Genomic DNA, 17,058 nt, shown 5'->3' with positions numbered 1-17,058 from the left:
ATACCTTTTTCGGAGGGATGATACGTGGACATAAAAGATTTAACTGTATTTTACGAAGTTGCGAAAGAAAAAAATATATCTCACGCAGCTAAAAATTTAAACTATGTACAATCTGGCGTAACAATGCGTATGAAACAACTAGAAAACAAATTAGGTGTGCCTTTATTTTACCGAAACGGAAAAGGTGTAACTTTAACTTCTAACGGTGAGATTTTATTAACATACGCCAAACAAATTATCCACTTAATGGATCAATCTGTTAAAGCAGTTCAAAGTAATGGAATCGAACCAAGAGGCACTTTAAAAATTGGATGTACAGAATCTACAACTGCTGTAAGGCTTCCATCTATATTAACGGCCTATTATGAGAAATACCCAAAAATCGAATTGATTTTAGAAACAAATACGACAGAACAATTAATTAGGCTTGTATTAGAGCGAAAACTAGACGGAGCGTTTATAGCTGGCTCTACTCAGCATGCTGAAATTCATACAAATATATTTCGTGAAGAAGAATTAGTTCTCATTAGTAAAAAACCTTTATCCTCTCTTAAAGACGTAGGAGATATGAATTTACTCGCTTTTAGTCATGGGTGCTATTATAGAAATTTATTAGAAGATTGGCTTCAAGAAGAAGGAATTTCACCTAAACGAGTATTAGAGTTTGGAACAATTGAAGCGATACTCGCATGTGTAAAATCAGGTATGGGCATAGCAATTATGATGAAGTCTATTTTAAATGGTCATAAACATGACATATCATTCAATCCTTTACCAGATAGCTTCAAAAAAGTTCCCACTACTTTTATTACGAGAAAAGATATGTTTCACTCAGCTGCATTACAAAAATTTATAGAGATGATTCAAAATGCGTGAAAAGAAAATACGTGGTATGAAACGAAAAACAAATACTATGATAAAACAAATTGAGGAACATACAAAAACGTTCCCTTCTACTTTCTATAACGATGAATATTGGTATATGCCATTACCGGTTTCACAGGTTCTTATCGACTCTCGTAAAACACCTAGGAAAGTAAAACGATTATGTATTCAAACCTTATTAAATCGATTAAATCATTTAATGAAAATAAAACCGAGTGATACACATACATATCGAGTTGTTGTTTTGATTTCTATAGAAAACTTATGGAGCTCTCAAATTATCATATTTAAAAATGATGACTACTTTCATCATTTTTTTAATAGAAATAGTAAATTCCAAAAATGGATTCTTCTTTCAAATGAAATTAATTTTTGGGAGACATGGGAAATTTCAGTTTGTCATACCTTCAAAACGCTTCACTTTCAAGAAATTATTTATGATGCAGATGAATGCTATGAAAAAGAGCTTTTGTTTATTGGGGAGTTAGATTAAAAAGGGTATACCCAAAACAATGGTATACCCTTTTCCACTTATTTTTCTTTCAATACACTATGTAATCGATCTGGATAATTTGTAAACATTCCTGTAGCACCCCATTTGATTAACAGTCTCATATCTGGTTTCTCATTAATTGTATAAGGGTGAATTAACAGTCCATTTTTCCTAGCTATTTTCATATATGATTCATCAATAATTAGTTCTCCGTTATCATTACGTAAATTTGGCCCAATACCGGCTGCATACTTTTTAATTTCTTGAAAATCATCATTCGTTACACTTTTCGGTTCATGTGTAATGCCAGACCATTCAACAATTTCACTGTTTTCATTTGGATAATACCAAAGCAATTGAACTAACGGAATATTTTCATTCATACTATGAATCTTTTTCAAACTATCTTTACTAAATGATTGAATCATAACACGACTAGAAGACATGTTTTGACCTACTAAATTATATTTTTGTAACAACGTCAACAATTTCTCTTCCATTCCTGGATACACATCTGGTGATTTTGTTTCAATATAATATTTCATACTTCTTCCGTACTTTTGGAAGATTTCTTCAAGAGTTGGAACCTTTTGCCCAACATACTCTTGCTTAGCCTTTTCTGGATACGCTTTATTAAACCATGACCCAGCATCTAAACTCTTTATTTCGCTTAACGTTTTATCGCGTACTTCGCCTGTTCCATTTGTAGTGCGATCAACTGCTGTATCATGCATTGCAATTAATTGGCCATCCTTTGTTAATTGAATATCTAACTCTAAATAATCCGCTTTCATTTTTTTCACTAGATCATAAGAAGCAAAAGTATGCTCAGGTGCATGTCCACTTGCTCCGCGATGTGCAATATTTAAAAACTTATTCGTATTCCATTCATGCTTCCCTTCTGTTTTCGCATGAACAGCTCCCCCAGCAAAGATACTTCCCGTCATAAAGAAAATAACTAAAACGCTAATAATTTTTCTCATCCTTCTAACCCTTCCTACGTTGCAAATTTCAACAAGCTAATGAGATTTACACGAAATAGAAGACACACTTTCATTATTTTTTATAAACCTATATTAAAATTCCAATCTTACAAATATACTTTTTTCTATGTTATTAATATAGAAAACTAGTACTATAGCCCTCCTTTTCACATATAGCTCCCTATTTTGTACGGTTCATTCAATAAAAAAAGCCATAAAATATTTAGAATACACTCCTGTATCCCTAAATAAATTTATGGCTTTTCTCAAATATCTCCGGCCTCTATTAACTTGTCGAATTTAATCATATCAAACCTATTGAAATTTGTGAATATTATTTTTTCAGTATATTGAAGAATTAGAGCAATCCACATCTTATTACCAACATCTCACATACTATTTTCTCGACATAAAAAATATAAGGAAGTCTATAAAAAGACTTCCTTCTTCACCAAGCATTTTAATGATGCATAAACAACACTAAAATCACATTTCCTTTTTCATTTCCCCACAATTCAACGAAGTAAAGGTATTCATCAGGGAAATCTTCTAAAGATACCGGTTCATTAGTTAGGCAAATATTATTATGATAACTTATATCCCACTCTCTCCTCACATTTTCTATTGATTCACGTTCTAAATTACTTTTCCGATCATCGAAATAATGTGAGATAAACACCTCTTCTATTTCACCGTTAAATATCATTTCCTTCAATGTTTCTAACGTAGGATTCATAGATTGAACTTTATCTGAAATTATTATTTCATTGTTGTACATTTTCTTAGTTTCATTGTATATATAATAACCTTTTCTTCGCATCATACTCAGCCCTTTATTTGTAAATATAACTAGACGTATATTATCATGGGACCTAACTGCACGTATACAGAATTGTCTCATATAAGACAATTCTTCCTTAATTAAAAATCACATAATAAATTTCCCATTACCTCTTCTAGTACTATATCTGGGTTTACTACCGCTTTTTCTGAACACCATCCTATAAAGCCATCTGGCCTAATTAATACAGCTCCGCCATTCTCTATACCATATAATTTGCTAAAAATATCTTCTTGAGCAATAAAGTCTCCTCTTAAGCCAACACGATACCCTTTTATATTTATTCCTAATTTAGCTGAAACAGTATGTGCTGCTTCAGCCCAAGAACTATTTTCTACTCCTGTAAGTAATACAAAACTGTTACCGAATAAGTCTAGTATAGAAACTTTCTTTCCTTCATACATTCCCCATAAATGTGGCGCTCGCGTTCCAGGTCTTCCGTTCAACTCTACACTATCGATTCTATGTGGAGTGACTGAGTCATCTATAATCGCCTCTGAACAATACTGATATCCAACTGTAACTGCTAAACCGTCCATATTATTCAAACTGCCTTCCTCTCTATTCGCAGCACGAAACAGTAAACCACTCGCATAATCTGTCGTTAATTTTGCAACAGGGTATCTCTCTTCATGATATGTTTCTAACAATTTTGGTTTTGCCTTCCCTTTTATAACAGCCGCTAATTTCCATGCTAAATTATGTGCATCTTGTATTCCTGTATTTGAACCAAATCCTCCAGTTGGTGGCATAATATGTGCTGAATCGCCAACTAGAAAAATCCGATTATCTTGCAATTTTACCGCTGTATTTTCGGCCGCTTCCCACGGTAAAACACTTAATATTTTCGGTTCAACATTAATGCTCCCAATTGCTATTTCAATAATTTGTTTACAACGTTCTATAGTGAAGTCCTCTAACCCTTCTCCTTTTAATGGATCGTAGGCTACATGATAAATCCATTTTTTTACGTTATCAACCGGGATAAGTGCACCAAGAACCTCCGGATGAAGTACCATCGAAAAACCGAATGCGTCTCCTCCTATAAACTCACTTAAATCAGCTTCAAAATAAATATTCATATAATAGCCGCCAATGGTTCCACGACCCTCAGTTTTAATCCCTAACTGCTCACGTATTTTACTTTTCGCTCCATCTGCTGCAATTACATAGTCACAATGTATTACACTTTCTTTTTCTGTTTCACGATTTTGAATCATTGCTTTTACCCCGTTTTCATTTTGTTCAAATGAAACTAATTCATGATAAAAAGATAGTTGCCCGCCTAGCATTTTCGCTTCTTGTAACATCATCTCTTCTAAAATAATTTGATAACAAGCAGTTTGTTTTGATGGACTAATCTCTTCTACCTTTTGAAGTAACTTTTCATCGTTTCCATACTGAGCGGTCCTCATCTTTTCCAATTCTTCCTTATTCGCCTCAGCTAATGTATGAACAGCTATTCTTCCTCGGCAATTTTCTAATGCTTTACCCGCCAATCTAATTCTTTGTTCTAAACCTAATTCTCGAAATAACTCCATCGTACGAAAAGTGATTCCACCTGCTTTTGGATGAATTGCAGTAGACGGATGCCTTTCAATCAGTAAATAATTAATGTTATGTTTTGCAAGGAATAGCGCAGATGCTAATCCTGATAATCCTCCTCCAACAATTAAAACTGGTACATAATTCGATTTCATATATTTACCCTCCATATCATTGTTCTGAGCTCAGTGACATAAATATAATCAAAAAAAACATTAAAATATAGACTTATATTTCATTTTGAATTATCATATAGATAGATTACGCCCCAAAATTTGTTTTCCCTTTTCATACATCTATAATCCACCTGAATTGTGTCTGTATGAAAGTGTAAAACAAAAGAACTTACTTTACGTTGAACCATGTTCTATCGTAAAAATCAAAAATAATACAAACATTATAAGCGGTCGTAACCTTATGGATTATATAAGGTTACGACCGCTTATTTTATTGTTACATCATTTTTTGTTTTTAAGACTTCATCTATTGTGTTATATAGTTCTTCCCATCCCTTTTCTATCTCCCTATAATTTTCAACAATAAAAAATTCATTCGTCTCGATTTTCTTTCCCAATATTGCACCTCATACAACAATCATGTAGCATTACCGTATCGAAGTAATGGTTCATCATCTTAAACCTTTCGACTAATTAGCTGGAGGCAAAGTGATTGAAATGAATAAACAAGAACAATTAAATATTATAAAAAAAGATTTTATTGATTCTCAAAAAGTATTATTGGCAATTGGTGATGAAACGCGTCAAGCTATTTTATTAGTGCTAATGGAAACGGAATGTCAAAAAGGATTACGTGTAGGAGAAATCACGAAGCAAACACACCTTTCCCGTCCGGCAGTATCACATCACCTTAAGATTTTACGAGAAGCTGGCATTATTTTAATGAGAAAAGAAGGTACAAAGAATTTTTATTATATTGATATACGTACAAAATTAGGTTTATTAAAAAATCTTGTATTAGATATTGAGAAGCTATTGCAAAAGTTTTATTAAAATTTGGAGGTATAAGAAATGAAAGCAATGATAATTGATAAGTATGGAAAAGTCCCAATGCGTATGACAGAGGTACCTACTCCTGAAATAAATGAGTATGAGGTGCTCGCAGAAATTCATGCAGCTAGTATTAACCCGATTGATTTTAAAATACGCGATGGAAAAGTGAAAATGTTACTTAAATATGAAATGCCTCTAATCCTTGGAAATGACTTTTCTGGTGTCATCGTAAAGGTTGGAGCAAAAGTGACTCACTTTAAAGTCGGTGATGAAATATATGCACGCCCAAGAAAAAATAAAATTGGTACTTTCGCGGAATATATAGCCATTCACGAGGCTGATGTAGCCTTAAAACCTAAAAATTTAAGTTTTGAGGAAGCGGCTTCGATTCCACTCGTTGGCTTAACATCATATCAAGCACTACATGACATCATGCACTTACAAAAAGGACAGAAGATTTTAATTCACGCTGGATCTGGTGGTGTTGGTACTTTCGCCATTCAGTTAGCAAAAATAATGGGCGCTACTGTTACAACGACTGCTAGTGAAGCTGGTTCTGATTTAGTAAAGTCTCTTGGCGCAGATGAAATTATTAATTACAAAACAGAAAAATTTGAAGATATATTAACAAATTTTGATGCGGTATTTGATACAATCGGCGGTGCAACACTTGAAAAATCATTCAATATTATAAAAAGCGGCGGGAACATTGTTTCCGTTTCAGGCATGCCGAATGCTCGTTTCGGTAAAGAATTTGGTTCTGGATTCTTTAAAACACTCTTATTTTCATTAGCAAGTAAAAAACTTACTGCACTTGAAAAAAAGTATAATGCTCAATATTCATTTTTATTTATGAAGCCAAGCGGAGATCAACTACGCACTATTGCAAACTATATTGAGGCTGGTGAAATCAAACCGGTAATCGATCGAGTTTTCCCTTTTGAAGATGCGCAAGAAGCAATGGAATATTCAGAGGCTGGAAGAGCAAAAGGTAAAATAATTGTAAAAATCAAATAATACAAAAGATCCATTTTTAAAAAATGGATCTTTTATATTTACTGTTAAATAGACATAGTACAGTGAAGTCCTTACAATAGATTGCAAGGGGAAATATTATATTATACTTTTAGCTAACTTTACAAAGAATACATACGTACAAATACATAATTTAAAATACACAAAGGAGGAGATACAATGACTAAAAATAATGAAACAGGTTGGAATTTAGATAATAGTTATACGACTTTACCACAATCTTTTTATACAGAAATCCCCCTTACTCCTGTAAGTTCACCGGAGCTAGTTAAACTAAACCATTCACTTGCGATATCTCTTGGCTTTACCCCTGAAGAACTGAAAAAGGAAGCTGAAATTGCTATTTTCGCTGGTAATGCACTCCCAGAAGGAGCTCATCCATTAGCTCAAGCATATGCTGGTCATCAATTCGGACATTTTAATATGTTAGGCGACGGTCGTGCTCTTTTAATTGGCGAACAAATTACTCCTTCAGGTAAACGTTTCGATATTCAACTGAAAGGTTCTGGCCCTACTCCCTATTCACGCCGAGGAGATGGTCGTGCTGCACTCGGTCCGATGCTACGTGAATATATTATTAGTGAGGCAATGTATGCACTTGATATTCCGACTACTCGTAGTTTAGCAGTTGTCACAACTGGTGAACCAACATATCGTGAAACAAAGTTACCTGGAGCAATTTTAACTAGAGTAGCTAGTAGCCATATACGCGTCGGTACATTTCAATATGCTGCAGCTCGTGGTTCAATAGAGGACCTTAAATCGATAGCTGACTATACGATAAAAAGACATTACCCAGAAATTGAATCCCATGAAAACCGATATACTGCATTACTACAAGAAGTCATTAAAAGACAAGCAAGTCTTATCGCAAAATGGCAACTTGTTGGATTTATTCACGGCGTAATGAACACTGACAATATAACAATCAGTGGAGAAACGATTGATTACGGTCCTTGTGCATTTATGGACACTTACGACCAAGGAACCGTATTTAGCTCTATTGACACACAAGGCCGTTATGCATATGGAAATCAACCATATATGGCCGCATGGGACCTCGCCCGATTAGCAGAATCTTTAATACCAATTCTGCACGAAGATGAAGAAGAAGCACTAAAAATCGCCCAAGACGAAATCTCGAAATTTAGCGTACAGTATGAAAACCATTGGTTCCTTGGAATGAAAAAGAAATTAGGACTATTTAGCAATGAGGAACAAGATCAATCACTTATTGAGCAACTTTTAAAAATGATGGAGAAATATAAAGCGGATTATACAAATACATTCCGTTCACTAACTCTTGATACTATTGAAAATACAGCTTTATTTGAAAGTCCTGAATTTAAAGAGTGGTACAAACTGTGGCAATCTCGATTAGAAAGACAAGAAGAATCGAAAGAAAACGCCTACGAGATGATGAAAAATAATAACCCATCAATCATCCCGAGGAACCACCGTGTAGAAGAGGCACTAGAAGCAGCTGTTACAAATGACGACTATAGCGTAATGGAGAAACTTCTTGAAGCTTTATCAAACCCTTATGCGTATTCTACAGAACAAGAAGAATACTGCGCTCCGCCTGCACCGACGAATCGCCCTTATCGTACTTTTTGTGGGACTTGATTAAAAATTTGTTTTTATTTTAACCCCCAATTTATTAAGTTAACTATTAATCACAAACTTAAAAGTTGCTTTCAATATTGAAAGCAACACATTTAGTATCCAACCTTAAACAAGTCACAAATTATAATTTGTGACTTGTTTAATTACACACGTTCAATAGAAGATTTGTTTTGTAGGCATCGTTGTATCTTCAGAGACAGCATATGGATTTTCATTAGGTTTTATAATTATAAACGTTCCACCATATCCACTGTGAGCTAATTTATTGCAAAGACCTTCTACCATAAAACCCCATAACTCCAGCTGCTATTCCCATTATAGATAATCCAAGTTTTTTCTTTATTTTAATGCTTCTTTTTCAAATATTCTCTTTTTTATTTCATAACTCATAAAAAAATACTTTTCTGCTTTTTCTATATTACCTACTTTATGAAACTCTAATGCCAGACTTTCAGTATATTCGTGAATATACTCCGATAAATTTTTTCTTTCAAAGTAAGAAAAACCTTCGAGAATAATTTTTTCTATTTTTTCTACCTCTAAATGCTGACAAAATCCCTTTAGAATTAAAAAGTGATATCTATATTCATCATTTTTTAATTCCTCACAAACCTTCACTCCACTTTCAATTAATTCCTTCGCTTTTTCTATTTCACCTAATTTATAATATTCTCTTGCCTCTAAAAAGATCGCCTTATAATGAGTAGGCATTTTTTTAGAAACCTCAGATAAGTGTCTAATTGCTAAAACTGAAAGATTTTGACTCGCATACAATAAACCTAAATTATGTCTGATTCTTAATACTAACATTTCAGCATCATTTTTTTGTAAAATGTTTATTGCTGACGCAATATATTCCTCACCTTTATCATGCTGCTTTAATTCCGAAAAAGATAATCCTAATATATTTTCGCACAGCGCTATGTTCACTTCATACCCTGCTTGTTTAACAAAAATATCTCTTGCCTTTGAAGCGTATTCAATAGCTGAATATGCGTAATGCAAGTGGTATTTTAATATAGCAACTCTATAATTAAACTCTGCATATTCAATTTCATCTGAAATATGCTCTAATAACCCTTCAGCTTTTTCAAAATAGTTGCTGGCTTCACTATAGTTAGTAAGAATTGTATAATGAATGGCTTTAAATAAATAATAATAATAATAATCAGAATATTCATCATTTAGTTTAGGCAATGCATCTATTTTATCAAAAGCTTTTTTCAAATTACCTAAACCATCTATTAGCACTTTATATCGAAATTCTAACAGATAATAGTGAAATGAAACCTTTACATCTGATTCGATAATATAAAGCTTTTTATCGATCTCTTCTTTTAATTTTTTTGCTTCACTTATACGTTGAGCTCTAATATCTCGATACCAATCATTCAGCATCTTATTAATTAATTCATTGCCAATGATTTGTATATTCATAAAATCCACTCTCCTTCTTTTAATTATCATAAAAATAACATAATTCGATTATTTACATCTATCTATATATATATTTCTCAACAATTGAACAAAATTCATTCACTGAATTTTGTTCAATATTTTAATAAACCCGCTGTAAATATGAATACTTTTTCTTATAACCTCTGAATATGAGTATCCTTAAAATCCGGCTCATATTTCAACCCATATCCAAACATTCGATCCATTCCAATATGTGCTGTCCATATTAAACCAATCATAATAACTATATCTATCTTAAAATAAACACCTATGATAACAATTAATATCGATATGATATATGTGTGAAATAAATTATAAATGTTAGCACCAACGTGATTATTGATGCCATACGCTAACATGGATAAATCCGGCGCTAAAAGGAATACAAAAAATATAATCCAACTAAATTCATATATCGAATACATATAAATCGTGGCTAAAAATACAACCATTCCTTCAAAATGTACAATACGTTTTTGCATTATTTATCATTCCTCTATTTCAAATGAAATGCTTATCTCTTTTTTTTCTATATTTATTGATAAATTTTTCCTTTGTATTTTTGACAAAACTGTCGCTAATATTGGCCCTGCAATGTTATGCCATACTGCCGCTAATACACTTGGGAGTGCAGCAGCCGGTCCAAAATGCAAAATACTTTCCAGCTATATTACTTATCGCTTCTAGTACTTTCATCCACTCAGCCCCTATCTTTTAATTGAAACACCTTATTCGGATTCAAAATATTTTGCGGATCAAGAGCTTTCTTTATTTTCTCCATTACAAATAATGCCGCACCATGTTCTTCTTCTTGATACTTTCGTTTTCCGACCCCAACGCCATGTTCTCCCGTACACGTTCCCCCTCGTTTAAGAGCATACAGAACGATACTTTCGTTTATTTCGTCTGCCTTCTTCACTTCCTCTTTATCATTTGTATCAATCATTAAAAGCACATGGAAATTCCCGTCCCCAACATGACCGAGAATACCACCAATAAGACCTACTTTATCTAATACCTCTTTTGCATGCTGAATCGCACCAGCTAATTCTGAAATCGGTACACATACATCCGTACTCATTAATTTTTTACCAGGATAACTATGCACGTAAGAGTACGCTAAGTTATGTCTTGCATCCCACAGTTTATTTCTCGCCGCTGTTTCCGTCTCAAACGCAATTTCTTTACATTTATGATCAAGAACGATTTCTTTCGTAAATTCAATATCTTGCTTTAGCCCTGCTTCATTGCCGTGAAACTCTACAAACAGTGTCGGTTCTTCTCTGTAACTTGTTTCATTGTAATGATTTACTTGTCTCATAGATAGTTCATCAACTAGTTCAATTCTCGCAATTGGAATGCCCGCTTGCAATATGTTAATAACAGCTTCTACTGCATTATTTATAGTTGGAAACGATGCCCTCGCAGCCATAACATATTCTGGTATACCGTATACTTTTAAAGTTAACTCCGTGAAACATCCAAGTGTCCCTTCTGATCCTACGAAAATACCATTTAAATGATAACCTGATGATGACTTCGCTGCTAAATTCCCGGTATGTATTACTTCTCCATCAGCAAGAACGACTTCTAAATCTCGGACTTGGTCACGCATTACACCATACTTTACTGCTGTCGTTCCGCTCGCATTTGTAGCAGCCATCCCACCTAACGTTGCATCGGCTCCTGGGTCTACACTAAAAAACAATCCATACTTTTTCAATTCTTTATTAAGCTGAGAGCGCGTCACACCTGGCTGTACTCTCACAAGAAAATCTTTCTCTCTTATATCGAGTATTTTGTTCATTAATGAAAAATCAACCGTAATTCCCTTTTCATAAGGAATTACATGTCCCTCTAAACTGGACCCTACTCCAAATGGAACGACAGCTGTTCCGTGCTGACTCGCTATTTTCATTATCGCGCTAACTTCGTCGGTCGTTTTTGGAAAAACAACTACATCAGGTAAACTACTAACATGGTAAGATTCATCTTTACTATGTAACTCTCTTACTGTCATATTTATTGCTACTCGATCTTCAGGAAGTATGCCTTTTAATTCATTTACTACATGTTCAATTGTTATTTCCATAATCAACTCTCCTTTTTAAGTTTAAAATTAGTATACCATTTTTATACAAAATAATTAGAAAAATAAGATTATTAACCCTAAACATACAAAAAAGAACCTGCAGCACACGCTACAAGTTCTTTTTCATTACATTTTAAATGATTTCTTTATTAACAACATAAACCAAATTAAAGTTACTGCCATCAACGAATGAGAGAAGCCTACAATATAAGTTAACCCTTTAAAGTCCGCTCCATTTAGTTGAAGAAGTCCCCTCGCTGCTAGCGAACCTAACATTAAAGTTAATGCAATATTATGTAAAACAAACCACTTATTAAAGCCTTTCACTTCATGAAACGCGAATACTTTTGCTAATCCTAAAGCAATTAAAAAGAAGAAAAAGCCGAGTACAAGCGTATGCGTATGCAAAAGATTTAATAAAGTAGACCCTAAAATCCCTTTATACTTGCCATACTCCCTAGCGAAAATCCCTGATAATAAACCGATAATTAAATACGTAAACGACGCATTATATAATTTCTTCATTATGTACCTCCTTAAGTAGAATGTGTAGTGTGTCATATTTAGTAATAATGATAGTTATATAGTAAAAACTCCTAGTCACCTAGGAGTCATTGTATAAGCATCTCACTCTTTACAATCAATCCTAATTATAAAATATCTCTCTATACAAAACAAACGAACTTTATGTGAACAAACAAAGCCCCATTAAAATATGTTGCACTTTTGTTTTGCACAATCCATACTAATTGTTATAACTTTTTAAAGGTGGTGTAATAATTGATAGTTCTTGAAACTGAACGTCTTAATCTTCGTTGGTTTGATATAAAAGACGCTCCTTTTATTCTCGAATTAGTAAACGATCCTGCATGGATTCAGTTTATCGGTGACAAAGGAGTTAGAAACTTAGACGATGCAAAAAATTATATTGTAAACGGTCCCATCGATATGTATAACAACCTCGGATTTGGCCTTTACTTAGTAGAACGAAAAGAAGATCTCACTCCACTTGGTATGTGTGGTCTTATTAAAAGAGATTCATTAGAAGATGTTGATATCGGCTTTGCCTTTTTAGAAAAGTTCCGTTCAAAAGGATATGGCTACGAGTCAGCTTCTGCGGTAATTGAGTATGGTGTACAAAAGCTAGGCCTAAAACGCATTGTAGCAATTACTTCTATAGATAACATCAATTCAGGAAAGCTTTTAGAAAAAGTAGGATTACGATTTGAGAAGATTATCTCAGGATCTGGAGAAGATCTAAAGTTATTTGGATATAACGCATAGTAAAGAAGGTCGCCGTGAATGGCGACCTTCTTTACTATTTTACTGATTTTGTAATACTATTTTTAGTTACATCATAGTTGCATCAATTCTTGTGATTACTAATATCCCTTTCATATCACATTTTTGGAACTTTATAGAAATAAAACTTCCACTTTCAAAAAAAATATATTAATATATTAAACGAAGGGAGTGAGAATAAATGGAACAACCACTATTTTTGTTAGCTCTTCAATTCATTGCATTTGTATTAATCATTTGTATCATATATGGAATCTTGTACAATACCGTATTGAATTTAAATATTCCTAAATGGACTGCACATATGGTAGCTACGGTCTTTTCCCTTGGTATTGCCTATCAAACTTTTAGAAATTTCATTTAAAAAACTTTTAGAAAAAGTAGGATTGCAATTTGAGAGGATTATTTCAAGATCAGGAAACGTAACCATTTTTTATAAAGTCTCTCCAGCGCAAAATAGTGAAGAAGATATTTCCGCTAAAAATGTGTTTTCATAACAAAGAATGAATTTAATAGATCCTGCAACAAATTTTATTCTAATTCTGGTTCTCTTGTTTGGAATCGTTCTAGGGTACCATTTGTGTGGACTTTAAAAATTTTACTTAACGCACCAAAATGTTGCGTTAAGTAAAATGTATTACCAGTTATTAAATTTCCAATCTTCCAGTCAGCTTGATATGTACTTTCCATGGAACTTTCTAAGTCCCCTATGGTTTTACTCTCTTATTATCATTAAATTTATATATAAAAATTATAAACCGCCCAACATTTTCGTTAAAGATAGTCTATGAACCTCTAACTACCTAATGAACTCAAGTAAACACATCTTAAGTCATTTTAAGAGATACAAAAGGCACCCTTTCGGGCGCTTTTTGTATAAAAACCCCAACTTTTTTATATTCGATACCAACCACGAACCTTTTTAAAATAATAGTATCATTATGTCTCCTTTTTAGAGATTATTTTTAATTACCTTGAATTTTTTGCACCAGAACCGGAAAATCCCTGACTACTCAAAATATCAACTATCAGGTACTAATATTCAATAACGCGTACTGAAAATGATTAAACATTTTTATAAACCAGCGGAACGTTTAAGAAATCAATTTTTCTCTTATCGAAATTTAATTAGCTTACAGTAATACAGTGGTCATATATTTTTAAGAATAACGGAAGAATATATAGAAATTGCTATAGAAATGTGAAGTTTAATTAATTTAGGAGGAACAAACTTGTTTAATCAGCTTGTAAAAGTTATACCGAATTTATTTACGATTGGAAATTTATTGTGCGGTGTTTTCTCCATCACCTTGAATATGAGTGAATATTTAGGAGCAGCCTCCATTTTCATTTTCTTTTCAGCTGTTTTAGATTTTCTTGATGGAAGAATTGCGAGAAAATTAAAAGTGAACAGTGAGTTTGGCGTAGAATTGGATTCCTTAGCTGATATTGTTAGTTTCGGCGTCGCTCCTGCGCTTTTATTTCATACGATAGCAACACCTTCTATTTTAACGTCTTTGGCATTTATCCTTTTCCCAATAATGGGTGCTTTAAGATTAGCTAAATTTAGTGTTAAACCAACTATTGGATATTTTAAGGGATTACCTATTCCAGCTGCAGGATTATCATTGGCTGGTATGGGATTGTTTTCATATAGCAATGCATGGATTACTTTAATCCTCGCTCTCTTAATGGTAAGTCCAATTAGGTTTAAAAAATTTTAATTGAGGTCATGCCCAACGCCATTAAGGAGCATTTCAAATGGATTTAACGCGTCAATAAGTATAAAAAAGCGGGACAATAATATTAAATGAGGGGCCATTCGTAAAAATTAAAACCTTGTATTTATAGCTATTTCGATATGTTGTTCTGAAGCGTTAATACACTTTTAATAGGAGCTCCCTTTATCAAGAGAGCTCCTGTTCTTATTTCTTCTTCTTTTCTGTCGGTTGGCTTTGTTTAGCAAAATTAGATGAATCATCAAAATTCGGTTTCTTTTTACCAGCATTATTACTTCTACCTTTTCCCATATGTAATGCACCTCCCCTCCCCCTTACTATTCCCAATAAAAAAATTCTCTTACATCCAAGAGAATTTTTGATTGGGTTCATATTGATAATATCTAAGTACTTCCAACACTACCATTCCATAAAAGATGGATCAAATGTTAAATTCATTAATGCTAAAACAAATATTACATTTTCATATTTACCGGATAATCAATTAATAATCCTAATGTATTTCCTGAAGCTGCAACAATTATGATTTCCTTGTCTAACACGTTATCTATAACTTCTTTTAATTATCCTTACCTATCATATAATATTCTCCTACACATTGAGATTGCATGTTGTATAAGGAAACCCTTCTTTTTTCCATGCAAGAAATCCTCCCTTTAAATTCACTACTTCCTTTATACCAGCTCTTTGTAAAATACTAGCTGCTATAGCGGAACGTAGTCCGGTTCGACATTGCAAAACTATTGGACAATCTTTCGGTATATAATCTATCTGTTCAATTAGATTACCTAAAGTGATATGTATTGCATCATGAAGGTGTCCTTCCTCCCACTCTTTTTTACTACGCACATCGATAACCTTAACGCTTTCACCTTTTATATGCGGATATAATTCAATCGATGTTTTTTCTTTGTAACTTTCAAATCTATCAAGTCTTTGTATTACTTTTAAGGATGCAAAAGCAATAATATTATCTAACCCAATGGATTCAAATTCTCTAATAACTGCCTCCACTTTAACCTTTTCTTCATCTAGAATTATTAAAGTTTCTTTTTTATAATCTAATAACCATCCACACCAAGTTGTGAATGAATTGTTATAAGGTATGTTAATTGACTTCTCAATATGACCTGCAGCAAAACTCTCTACATCCCTTATATCAACTATTTGATGAACGCTCCTCAAAATTTCTTGAAGTTCTTCTACTGTATTAATAGCAGTACTTTTTCTCTTCTTACGAATTGGCGGACCATACTTATTTAAATTCTTCATTAATGAAAAATACTTTGGAGGCTCTGGCTGTCCCGTCAATAAAGTCGATACAAAATCACTTTCTTCAGTACACTGAAATGCCCAATTGAACATCTTTTCATAACCTAATGTAGAAGTTGGAATTGCTCCTAATGCTTTTCCACATGCGCTTCCTGCACCATGTGAAGGCCATATTTGCAAATAATCAGGGAGTATTTTTATTTTTTGTATAGAATCAAATAATTGTTTCGCTCCTATTTTTGCAGTATCTTTCATGCCGACAGCAGTTTCTAATAAATCCGGTCTTCCTATATCCCCTACAAATATAAAATCACCTGTGAATATTCCTATCGGCTTATCATTGGTATAGTTATTTTGACTTGTATCAGTTACTAAAAAAGAAATACTTTCAGGCGTATGCCCTGGGGTGTGAATTACATTAAATTTTATATGGCCTACTTTAAACTCTGTGCCCTCTCTAACCAATTTGTATCGACCTTCGTTAAGATATTGATATTTCCAATCACAATCTCCTTCATCAGATACATATAAATTTGCATGATAAAGATTAGAAAGTTCTCTAGATCCAGAAAGAAAATCTGCATGAATGTGAGTCTCAGCTGCAGCAATTACTTCCATCCCCTCTTTCTTAGCAAACTCTATATATTGTTCTATATAGCGACCTGGATCAATTACAATTGCTACACCTTCCTTCTGACAACCGACTAAATAGGAAGCATGTGCTAATTTTTCATCATAAAAATATTTTAAAAGCATAGTTATTCCCTCCAAATAGTT

At 33.2% G+C, this 17,058-nt stretch carries 19 protein-coding genes; 8 read left to right on the top strand and 11 right to left on the bottom strand.

Annotated features, from left to right (window positions below; all coding sequences use genetic code 11):
- The first annotated feature begins 24 nt into the window (after positions 1 to 24).
- Positions 25 to 876, top strand: coding sequence for a LysR family transcriptional regulator (locus tag COK05_RS01350; protein ID WP_098611166.1), 852 nt, complete (start codon positions 25 to 27; stop codon positions 874 to 876).
- The gene (locus COK05_RS01345) at positions 869 to 1,378 is read left to right on the top strand and encodes a DUF3916 domain-containing protein (protein WP_098611165.1); all 510 of its coding nucleotides are present in this window, start codon (positions 869 to 871) and stop codon (positions 1,376 to 1,378) included. Before COK05_RS01350 ends, COK05_RS01345 begins: the two co-directional genes overlap by 8 nt.
- A 38-nt stretch (positions 1,379 to 1,416) precedes the next feature.
- On the opposite strand, the gene COK05_RS01340 is transcribed toward COK05_RS01345, so the two are convergent.
- From COK05_RS01340 to COK05_RS31590, 4 genes are all read right to left on the bottom strand, one after another.
- Positions 1,417 to 2,361 carry a glycerophosphodiester phosphodiesterase gene (locus tag COK05_RS01340; protein WP_098611164.1) on the bottom strand — a complete coding sequence of 315 codons (945 nt, stop codon included), beginning with the start codon at positions 2,359 to 2,361 and terminating at the stop codon, positions 1,417 to 1,419.
- A 460-nt stretch (positions 2,362 to 2,821) separates the two neighbouring features.
- The gene (locus COK05_RS01335; protein ID WP_255290295.1) at positions 2,822 to 3,184 is read right to left on the bottom strand and encodes a hypothetical protein; all 363 of its coding nucleotides are present in this window, start codon (positions 3,182 to 3,184) and stop codon (positions 2,822 to 2,824) included.
- Between the two features lie 98 nt (positions 3,185 to 3,282).
- A complete protein-coding gene (locus COK05_RS01330) occupies positions 3,283 to 4,902 on the bottom strand; it encodes an FAD-dependent oxidoreductase (protein WP_141538847.1) in 1,620 nt (539 codons plus the stop codon).
- A gap of 287 nt (positions 4,903 to 5,189) precedes the next feature.
- A complete protein-coding gene (locus COK05_RS31590; protein WP_255290294.1) occupies positions 5,190 to 5,321 on the bottom strand; it encodes a hypothetical protein in 132 nt (43 codons plus the stop codon).
- A gap of 91 nt (positions 5,322 to 5,412) precedes the next feature.
- Between COK05_RS31590 and COK05_RS01325 the strand changes: the two genes are divergently transcribed.
- From COK05_RS01325 to COK05_RS01315, 3 genes are all read left to right on the top strand, one after another.
- A complete protein-coding gene (locus COK05_RS01325; protein WP_098611162.1) occupies positions 5,413 to 5,757 on the top strand; it encodes an ArsR/SmtB family transcription factor in 345 nt (114 codons plus the stop codon).
- Positions 5,758 to 5,775: 18 nt separating this feature from the next.
- Positions 5,776 to 6,774, top strand: a complete 999-nt coding sequence (locus COK05_RS01320; RefSeq protein ID WP_098611161.1) for an NADP-dependent oxidoreductase — start codon at positions 5,776 to 5,778, stop codon at positions 6,772 to 6,774.
- Positions 6,775 to 6,951: 177 nt separating this feature from the next.
- Complete coding sequence (locus COK05_RS01315; RefSeq protein ID WP_098611160.1) at positions 6,952 to 8,418, top strand: protein adenylyltransferase SelO; 1,467 nt, start codon at positions 6,952 to 6,954, stop codon at positions 8,416 to 8,418.
- Between the two features lie 153 nt (positions 8,419 to 8,571).
- On the opposite strand, the gene COK05_RS31585 is transcribed toward COK05_RS01315, so the two are convergent.
- From COK05_RS31585 to COK05_RS01285, 6 genes are all read right to left on the bottom strand, one after another.
- Complete coding sequence (locus COK05_RS31585) at positions 8,572 to 8,703, bottom strand: hypothetical protein (protein WP_098611159.1); 132 nt, start codon at positions 8,701 to 8,703, stop codon at positions 8,572 to 8,574.
- Between the two features lie 54 nt (positions 8,704 to 8,757).
- The gene (locus COK05_RS01305) at positions 8,758 to 9,855 is read right to left on the bottom strand and encodes a hypothetical protein (RefSeq protein ID WP_098611158.1); all 1,098 of its coding nucleotides are present in this window, start codon (positions 9,853 to 9,855) and stop codon (positions 8,758 to 8,760) included.
- Positions 9,856 to 10,010: 155 nt separating this feature from the next.
- Positions 10,011 to 10,358 (bottom strand): DUF4260 domain-containing protein, encoded by a 348-nt coding sequence (locus tag COK05_RS01300; protein ID WP_098611157.1) that lies wholly within the window; start codon positions 10,356 to 10,358, stop codon positions 10,011 to 10,013.
- Positions 10,359 to 10,364: 6 nt separating this feature from the next.
- Positions 10,365 to 10,529 carry a transporter gene (locus tag COK05_RS01295; RefSeq protein WP_098611156.1) on the bottom strand — a complete coding sequence of 55 codons (165 nt, stop codon included), beginning with the start codon at positions 10,527 to 10,529 and terminating at the stop codon, positions 10,365 to 10,367.
- Positions 10,530 to 10,576: 47 nt separating this feature from the next.
- Positions 10,577 to 11,968 (bottom strand): FAD-binding oxidoreductase, encoded by a 1,392-nt coding sequence (locus COK05_RS01290; protein ID WP_098611155.1) that lies wholly within the window; start codon positions 11,966 to 11,968, stop codon positions 10,577 to 10,579.
- A gap of 126 nt (positions 11,969 to 12,094) precedes the next feature.
- Positions 12,095 to 12,493, bottom strand: a complete 399-nt coding sequence (locus tag COK05_RS01285; protein WP_000737891.1) for a DUF2871 family protein — start codon at positions 12,491 to 12,493, stop codon at positions 12,095 to 12,097.
- Positions 12,494 to 12,748: 255 nt separating this feature from the next.
- Here COK05_RS01285 and COK05_RS01280 point away from each other — a divergent pair, with 255 nt between their 5' ends.
- The 3 genes from COK05_RS01280 (at position 12,749) to pssA (ending at position 14,994) form a co-directional block, all read left to right on the top strand.
- The gene (locus COK05_RS01280) at positions 12,749 to 13,252 is read left to right on the top strand and encodes a GNAT family N-acetyltransferase (protein WP_098611154.1); all 504 of its coding nucleotides are present in this window, start codon (positions 12,749 to 12,751) and stop codon (positions 13,250 to 13,252) included.
- A gap of 199 nt (positions 13,253 to 13,451) precedes the next feature.
- Positions 13,452 to 13,634, top strand: coding sequence for a hypothetical protein (locus tag COK05_RS01275; RefSeq protein WP_098611153.1), 183 nt, complete (start codon positions 13,452 to 13,454; stop codon positions 13,632 to 13,634).
- Positions 13,635 to 14,502: 868 nt separating this feature from the next.
- A complete protein-coding gene (gene pssA / locus COK05_RS01270) occupies positions 14,503 to 14,994 on the top strand; it encodes a CDP-diacylglycerol--serine O-phosphatidyltransferase (RefSeq protein WP_098611152.1) in 492 nt (163 codons plus the stop codon).
- Positions 14,995 to 15,600: 606 nt separating this feature from the next.
- On the opposite strand, the gene COK05_RS01260 is transcribed toward pssA, so the two are convergent.
- Positions 15,601 to 17,037 carry an MBL fold metallo-hydrolase gene (locus COK05_RS01260; protein ID WP_098611151.1) on the bottom strand — a complete coding sequence of 479 codons (1,437 nt, stop codon included), beginning with the start codon at positions 17,035 to 17,037 and terminating at the stop codon, positions 15,601 to 15,603.
- Positions 17,038 to 17,058: the final 21 nt, after the last annotated feature.

This window comes from Bacillus cereus (assembly GCF_002567495.1).
In the GTDB taxonomy this organism is placed as follows: Bacteria; Bacillota; Bacilli; order Bacillales; family Bacillaceae_G; genus Bacillus_A; species Bacillus_A cereus_AQ.
Note: the sequence above shows the minus strand (reverse complement) of the source record. Positions and strands in the feature narration are given on the sequence as shown.